Origin of the sequence: Acidovorax delafieldii 2AN (assembly GCF_000175235.1) — a bacterium.
Lineage (GTDB): Bacteria > Pseudomonadota > Gammaproteobacteria > Burkholderiales > Burkholderiaceae_C > Acidovorax > Acidovorax delafieldii_B.
The window spans coordinates 1-6,217 of sequence record NZ_ACQT01000212.1 but is presented as its reverse complement, the minus strand read 5'-3'; the positions used below and the strand labels follow the sequence as shown (position 1 = coordinate 6,217).

The 6,217-nt window shown below is 70.4% G+C and carries 4 protein-coding genes and 1 pseudogene; all 5 read left to right on the top strand.

What is annotated here, in order from left to right:
* The coding region (locus ACDELDRAFT_RS17930) for a sensor histidine kinase (RefSeq protein ID WP_005799399.1) at window positions 1–668 on the top strand (668 nt) is incomplete at its 5' end.
* Window positions 669–799: 131 nt separating this feature from the next.
* Window positions 800–1,972, top strand: a complete 1,173-nt coding sequence (locus ACDELDRAFT_RS17925; RefSeq protein ID WP_005799398.1) for an efflux RND transporter periplasmic adaptor subunit — start codon at window positions 800–802, stop codon at window positions 1,970–1,972.
* Window positions 1,972–5,037, top strand: coding sequence for an efflux RND transporter permease subunit (locus tag ACDELDRAFT_RS17920; RefSeq protein WP_005799397.1), 3,066 nt, complete (start codon window positions 1,972–1,974; stop codon window positions 5,035–5,037). Before ACDELDRAFT_RS17925 ends, ACDELDRAFT_RS17920 begins: the two co-directional genes overlap by 1 nt.
* The gene (locus tag ACDELDRAFT_RS17915) at window positions 5,034–5,390 is read left to right on the top strand and encodes a DUF3240 family protein (protein ID WP_005799396.1); all 357 of its coding nucleotides are present in this window, start codon (window positions 5,034–5,036) and stop codon (window positions 5,388–5,390) included. The genes ACDELDRAFT_RS17920 and ACDELDRAFT_RS17915 overlap by 4 nt, the downstream gene beginning before the upstream one ends.
* A gap of 328 nt (window positions 5,391–5,718) precedes the next feature.
* Window positions 5,719–6,217, top strand: a pseudogene (locus ACDELDRAFT_RS25415) (hypothetical protein); the annotation flags it as partial.

The window sequence follows — 6,217 nt, the reverse complement described above, 5'->3', positions numbered from 1 at the left end:
AACGCGCCCTGGCCGCCAACGCGGCGCACGAACTGCGCACCCCGCTGGCCGCCGTGCGCCTGAACCTGCAGACCGCCCTTGGGCACGTGCCCACGGGGGCGGCCTACACCGACATCCAGGGCGCACTGCAGTCGCTCGACCGCCTCAGCCGCCGCTGCGAGAAGCTGCTGCAGCTCTCGCGCGCAGGCTCGGGGGCAGCGCTGGCGCAGGACCGCGTCAACCTCGCACAGGTCGCCGCCGCCGTGGCACAGGAGTTCTGGGCAGACGCGGCCTTGCTGCAGCGCCTGCAGCTCGTGCTGCCCGAAGACGACGACGTGTGGGTGCGCGGCGACTTCGACGCCCTCGCCATCGCCCTGCGCAACCTGGTGGAGAACGCCGTGCGCTACGCGCCCCAGGGCCCCATCGTGCTGGAAGTGGCGCTGCCTGCCACCTGCAGCGTGCGCGACAGCGGGCCAGGCCTTTCCGCAGAACAGCTCGGGCTCTTGCAGCAGCGCCATTACCGCGACGGGCGCACGGCGAGCGCGCTGTACACGCCGGGCTATGGCCTGGGGCTGTCCATCGTGACCACCATCGTGGCGCGCCAGGGGGGCTCCTTCACCTTGCAGTCGCCGCCGCCCGGGCACGCCCGCGGGCTGCAGGTGAACTTGCATCTGCGCGCCGCCCGCTGAGAGCTGCCCCCCTTTTTTCAGGCGGCACGCCGGCGGCGATACCGCCGGCTGCAGGAGTTCATGCTCCCTTCAGGTAGGCGCGGTATCGTCCGGCCCGACTCGCAGCCCTAGCGACCAAAGGTTCATCTCCCATGCCCCAGCATCCTCGCGCCCATGCGCCAACCTCCCCCGTTTTTCGCACCACCCTGTGCGCAGCGCTGCTGTGCGCGTGCACGTCCCTGAGCCAGGCGGCCGGCCCTGCAGCCAGCCCCGCGGCCCCCGCCAGCCATCCGGCCATCGCCTGGACCGCCGCGCAGGTGCAGGCGGCCGGTGTGACCACGCAAACGGTAGGCAGCAGTGGCGCGGGTGCCGCGGCAGGCGTCGTGCTGCAAGGCACGGTGGAACTTCCGCCCCAGGCCACGGAGCTGCTCAGCACCCCGGTGGCCGGTGTCGTGCAACAGGTGCTGGTCGGCGCAGGCCAGAAGGTCAAGGCCGGCGAGCCGGTGGCGAGACTTCTGAGCCCCGACCTCCTGGCCTGGCAGCGCGACCTGTTGCAGGCCCAGGCCCAGGCACGGCTGGCCGCCAGCAAGCTCGAACGCGATGAAAAGCTGCATGCCGAAGGCATCATTGCCGGGCTGCGCCTGCAGGAGACCCGCACCCAGAACGAACTGGCCCAGGTGGCCTTGCGCGAACGCCGCCAGGCCCTGCAGATGGCCGGTGCAAGCACCACCGGAAACACGCTGCAGCCCGGCCTGACCCTGCGGGCAGCCGCCGCAGGCACCGTGCTGGAAGTCACCGCCACCCCCGGCCAGCGCCTGGACGCCGGCATGCCCGTGGCCAAGCTGGCGCGCGGCGGCCAATGGGCCATCGCATTGCAGGCGACGCCGTCGCAGGCGCAGAGCCTGCGCGTGGGCGACCTTCTCACGGTGCAGGGCTGCAAGGCCCCCGCGCGCCTGGCGGCCATCGTGCCGCAGGTCAGCCCCGGCAACCAGGCGGTGCAGATGCGGGCCGACTTCACGGCCGCCGAGGATTGCCTGCGCGCCCAGCAGTTCGTACAGGTCACCGTGGCCGCGCGCACCGCAACCGCGGCCCCCGCTGCGAACCAGGTCACCGTGCCGGCCCAGGCTGTGGTGCGCCATGACGGACACGCCTATGTCTTCGTGAAGACCCCGCAGGGCTTCGTGCCCACGGCCGTGGTGCTGGGGGACGACGCGGCAGGCCAGGCGCTGGTGCGCTCGGGCGTGAAGGCCGGTGACGTGATCGCCGTGCAGGGCCTGGCCGCACTCAAGGGTGCCTGGCAGGGCATGGGCGGCGGAGCGCAATGATGCTGTCACGCCTGATTGCGTTTTCCCTTTCCCAGCGCCTGCTGGTCGGCATCCTCTCGCTGGCGCTGCTGGCCGCCGGCGGCATGGCCCTGCGCGATCTGCCCATCGACGCCTTCCCGGATGTCTCGACCACCCAGGTCAAGATCATCCTCAAGGCGCCGGGCATGACCCCGGCCGAGGTCGAGGCGCGCATCGTCGCCCCCATCGAGCAGGAACTGCTGGGCATCCCCAGCCAGGTCATGCTGCGCTCGCAAAGCAAGTACGCCATTGCCGACATCACCCTCGATTTCGCCGACGGCACCGACATCTACTGGGCGCGCCAGCAGGTCAGCGAACGCCTGTCGGGCGTGATGGGCGATCTGCCGGCCGGCCTGTCGGGCGGGCTGGCGCCCATCACCACGCCCCTGGGCGAGATGTTCATGTTCAAGGTGGATGGCGAAGCCAGCCTGGCCGAGCGGCGCAAGCTGCTGGACACCGTCATCCGCCCCCGCCTGCGCGGCATTCCGGGTGTGGCCGACGTGAACACGCTGGGCGGCATGGTTCAGACCTTTGAAGTGGTGCCCGATGTGGCGGAGCTGGCCGCCCGCAAGGTGTCGCTGCAGCAGCTTCAGGACGCCCTGGCCAACAACAACCGCAACGACGGCGCCGGCCGCCTGTCGAGCGGCGAGGAGTCGCTGCTCGTGCGCAGCGACGGCAGCATCCGCAACCTGGAAGACGTGCGGGCCATTGCCGTGGTGCAGCGCAATGGCGAAGCGGTGCGCGTCGGCGACGTGGCCACGGTGCAATTGGGCGCACTGACGCGCTACGGCAGCGTCACCCAGGACGGCAAGGGCGAGGCCGTGGAGGGCCTGGTGCTGGGCCTGCGCGGCGCCAACGCGCAAAAACTGGTGCGCGACGTCAAGGCCAAGATCGCCGAGTTGGAGCCCACCCTGCCGCAGGGCGTGAAGATCGTGCCGTTCTACGACCGGGGCAATCTGGTCGAGCGCGCCGTCTCCACCGTCACCAAGGCCCTGGGCGAGGCGATCGTGCTGGTGCTGGTGCTGCTGCTGCTGTTTCTGGGCAACCTGCGCGCAGCGCTGGTGGTGGCCCTGATCCTGCCCCTGTCGGCCCTGGCCACCTTCGTGCTGATGCAGCAATGGGGGCTGTCGGCCAACCTGATGTCTCTGGGCGGCCTGGCCATCGCCATCGGCATGCTGGTGGATGCCGCCGTGGTGGTGGTGGAGAACATCGAGGCCCGGCAGGCCGAACCGGGCATCTCACGCCTGCACAGCCTGTACCGCGCCACGCAGGAGGTGGCCACGCCGGTGAGCGCCGGTGTGGTGGTGATCATGATCGTGTTCCTCCCGCTGCTGACCCTGCAGGGGCTGGAAGGCAAGCTGTTCGGGCCGGTGGCGCTGACCATCGTGTTCGCGCTGGGCGCCTCGCTGGTGCTGTCGCTCACCGTGATTCCGGTGCTGGCGTCCCTGGCCCTGCGGTCTGGCCACCATGCGGCGCCCTGGCTGGTGCGCAAGCTCGAGGCAGGCTACGCGCCGCTGCTCGAAGCCGCGCTGCGCCACTCGAAGGTGGTGGTGGCGGTATCGCTGGTAGCGCTGGCCGGCGCGGTGGCGCTGTTTCCGCTGATTGGCAAGTCGTTCATGCCATCACTGGACGAGGGCGACATCATCATGCAGGTGGAAAAGCTTCCGTCGATCCACCTGGCGCAGTCGGTGTCCACCGATCTGGCACTGCAGCGGCGCATTCTGGAAACGGTGCCCGAAGTGAAGAGCATCGTGGCGCGCGTCGGCTCCGACGAACTTGGCCTGGACCCCATGGGGCTCAACGAGACCGACAGCTTTCTGGTGCTGCAACCGCGCGAGCAGTGGCGCTTCAAGACCAAGGAAGAACTCATCGACGCCATCCGCCAGGCCGGTGAGGCAATACCGGGCGTGAACCTGAGCTTTACCCAGCCCATTGAGATGCGCACCTCCGAAATGCTGTCGGGCGTGCGGGGCGACCTGGCGGTGAAGATCTTCGGCGCCAATGCCCAGGAACTCAACCGCCTGGCTGGCGAGGTGGTGCAGCTGCTGCAGGCCCTGCCGGGCAGCGAAGACGTGATCACCGCGCAGAATGGCGGCGTTCAGTACTACCGCATCGACATCGACCGCCAGGCGGCAGGCCGCCTGGGCATGGCAGTGGACCAGATTCAGAACGACCTGCGCGCCCTGGTCGAAGGCCAGAAGGTGGGCGTGGTGATGCAGGAGGGGCGCCGCGTGCCGCTGGTGGTGCGCGGCAGCGAGGACCTGCGCGTGTCGCCACAGCAGTTTGCCCAGTTGCGCCTGCCCACACCCGACGGCCAGGCCGTGGCGCTGAGCCAGCTGGCCCGGCTGGAAGTGACCGACGGCCCGGTGAAGATCGAGCGCGAACAGTCGTCGCGCATGTCGGTGGTGCGCGCCAACGTGCGCGGGCGGGATCTGGTGGGCTTCGTGGCCGATGCACAGGCGGCCGTGGCCCAGAAGGTCAAGCTGCCCCCCGGCTACAGCATCACCTGGGGCGGCCAGTTTGAAAACCAGCAGCGCGCCGCCGCCCGCCTGGGCCTGGTGGTGCCCGTGGCGCTGGCGCTGATCGTGGGGGTGCTTTTTGCAACCCTGGGCAGCCTGCGCCAGGCCATCCTGGTGTTTGCCAACATCCCGCTGGCCCTGGTGGGCGGCGTGGCTGCGCTGGCCGTCTCGGGCGAGTACCTCTCGGTGCCGGCCTCGGTGGGCTTCATTGCGCTCATGGGCATTGCCGTGCTCAACGGGCTCGTGATGGTGACCTGCTTCAACCAGCTGTCGGCGCACGGCATGCCCATCCAGGACGTGGTGCGCCAGGGCGCCTTGCGCCGCCTGCGCCCGGTGCTCATGACGGCCAGCATCACGGCCCTGGGGCTGATTCCGCTGCTGCTGGCCACCGGCCCGGGCTCGGAAATCCAGCGACCGCTGGCGATCGTGGTGATTGGCGGCCTCGTCAGCTCCACGCTGCTCACGCTGGTGCTGCTGCCCATCCTCTACCGCCGCTTCTCGGCCCCTCAACGCACGCTGGCCCCATGAATATGCCCACCCCGCTGACCCCCAAGCCCCCCCGCCGCACGCCCGACTGCCTGCTGACGCTGGCCGTTCCGCGCGCGCTCGAAGAAGAAATCCTCGACGCGCTCCTGGCGTTGCCCGAACTGGCCCCCGGCTTCACGGTCGTGCCTGGACAGGGCATCGGCCGCAGCGTGGAGCTGGCCTCGACGATGGAGCAGGTGCAGGGCCGTGCGCGCCGCGTGCTGGTGCAGGTGGCCATGCAGCACGCCCAGGTGCAACCGCTGATCGACACCCTGCGTGCGGCGCTGCCCAGCCCCCAGATCGCTTACTGGGTGGTGCCGCTGCTGACTTTTGGAAGATTTGGAGACTTGCCATGACGCGCTTGCAACCCCCCTCATCGCGGGGCCCGCTTGGCCCACTGCGACGCGCCGTCGCCGCGGCCTGCCTTGCCTGGGCCGGTACCGGCGGACTGGGCGTGGCGATGGCGCAGACAACGCCGTCCACCACGTTGCCACCCGTGCTGCCGCCCACGGAGACGGTGATGCAGGTGTTGTCGCAGCTGCCGCAGGTGCGTGCGGCCAGCGCGGGTCTGCCCCTGGCCCAGGCCCGCAGCCAGCGCCTGGAGGCCGGCCCCCACGACTGGATCGCCAAGGCGGGCGCCAACCGGCGCACCGAACGCCAGGGCCCCAGCTCTCCGAAGCCGATGTGGCCCCTGGAAACCGGGTGCGCTGGCCCGCCAAGGCCGCCGCAGACCGCCAACTGGGTGCCAGCGAGATCCAGTTGGGCGAGTTGGCCCTGGCCGACGCCTGGCACGAGGCCGCACGCGGCCTGCTGACAGCATGGTTTGACGCCCTGCGCGACGTGCGCACCGCCTCCGTCCTGCAGGAACAGGCCCGTCTGGTCACCCAGCAGATGGCCACCACCGAGCGGCGTGTGGCCGCTGGTGAAGCCGCCACGCTGGAGCTGCTGGCGGCGCAGGCCGAGGCCGCCCGGGTGGACGCCCTGGCTGCCCGGGCCCAGGGACAGCTGCAGGTGCGGCTGCAGGCGCTGGAGCGCCTGTATCCGGGCCTGCCAAAGCCCCTGGACATGGGCGCCACCGGCAGCGCGCTGTGGTCCGTCGCACCTCCCGCGGCAGACGTCACGGCCGCGCAGTGGGCCACGAAGATCCTGGACGACAACCACGAGCTGGAACTGCGCAGGCCAA

Coding starts and splice junctions, on each gene's coding strand:
- ACDELDRAFT_RS17920 (WP_005799397.1), top strand. CDS start 1,972: ATGCTGTCACGCCTGATTGCGTTTTCCCTTTCCCAGCGCCTGCTGGTC.
- ACDELDRAFT_RS17915 (WP_005799396.1), top strand. CDS start 5,034: ATGAATATGCCCACCCCGCTGACCCCCAAGCCCCCCCGCCGCACGCCC.
- ACDELDRAFT_RS17925 (WP_005799398.1), top strand. CDS start 800: ATGCCCCAGCATCCTCGCGCCCATGCGCCAACCTCCCCCGTTTTTCGC.